1 protein-coding gene is annotated in these 1,147 nt (G+C 61.8%); it reads left to right on the top strand.

The genetic code is table 11. The annotated features are described in order from the left end of the window. The first annotated feature begins 248 nt into the window (after window positions 1–248). Window positions 249–845, top strand: coding sequence for a hypothetical protein (locus ACWC2T_RS46105; protein WP_450676253.1), 597 nt, complete (start codon window positions 249–251; stop codon window positions 843–845). Window positions 846–1,147 lie beyond the last annotated feature (302 nt).

Raw genomic sequence — 1,147 nt, 5'->3', positions numbered from 1 at the left:
GGTCAGTCAGCTCAACATGCTCGGTTATCAAGTGTCCCTCCAATCAGCGGACGCGGTCTGACCTGGGCAGGTGGTGGATTTTCGAATCAGACTCCGCCGACCGCGTGACTCACCATCCGAACCCGCGGGCGCAGCCCCGAGTACGGCCCTGACGCGCCCGTGCTGCTCGAGGGCAGCACGACCCTGGACACTGAGGGCGCATAAGATCAGCGCCTTGCCAGGATTAGAACGGGCCGAAGGCGGTCAGGATGGATGCCCTCTCACAGTTGGTGACGATTGCGGCCGTGCTTCTGGGGTCGTTGATGACTTTCGTCACCAACCAGTTGGCGGAGCGGAGCAAACGGCGTGAGACTCGGCGCGTTCGCTGGGATGAGAAGAAGCTCGACACATACACCGACTACATCAGCAAAGTGCGTGCCACCATGGCCGCCAACGTGGTGGTCTACAAAGTCCGCAAGGGCCTACGGACCATGCCGCGAAGCGAGGAGGACGTGCGGCTGGACCTCACCCAAGCAGGAACTGCGCAAGCAATCGCCTTTGAGCGGGTAATGCTCCTGGCCGGGGATGACGTGGTCGAAGCAGCCCACGCCGTACAAGAAACGACGGCCGCTTTCGGAGAAGTAGCGCGGGGGGACGCGGATGACACTCCGGACGAGTGGGGAGCTCTTCACAGCGCAGCGTTCCATGCCATCAACCAGTTTCACGAACGTGCACGAATAGACCTGGGTGTCAGCGGAGGCTTCCGAGGCGAGCGGCACTCAGCCCGTGGTGGCCTTCTGCCACTTGGGAGCGGAAGTGGCGAAGCAAGCCCGAGCGCCCCAGGGCCCGCAGAGGAGACACGCTAGAGAGAAGATCAGAAGTTGCCCGTAAGCCAGCGGTTCGGGACAAATAGGTCGTGCCAGATCGTACGGGGAACTGCGAGGAACACCGGGGAATCAACGAACACGCCACCAGGCATCGACAACCTTCCGCCGCAGGTCAGCCCCGCAATAAGCCCTGGATCGCCTCAGCTTCCCAAGCCAAGGTTTCAACCCTCACACCTTTGGAAGCAGTGAGCCTTTTCCATCTTCACTCTGAGCTGGTCAGATGGAGGGTGAGGACGGCCTGGACGAGGCTGGTGATCCGGGTGGTCGAGCACCGCAGTTTG

The organism is Streptomyces sp. NPDC001393 (assembly GCF_053597455.1).
The sequence above is the reverse complement of the archived record's forward strand: the minus strand, read 5'-3'. Positions and strand labels throughout refer to the sequence as shown.

What these genes read in the sequence shown, in the direction of transcription:
- ACWC2T_RS46105 (WP_450676253.1), top strand. Translation starts at nt 249, where the DNA reads ATGGATGCCCTCTCACAGTTGGTGACGATTGCGGCCGTGCTTCTGGGG.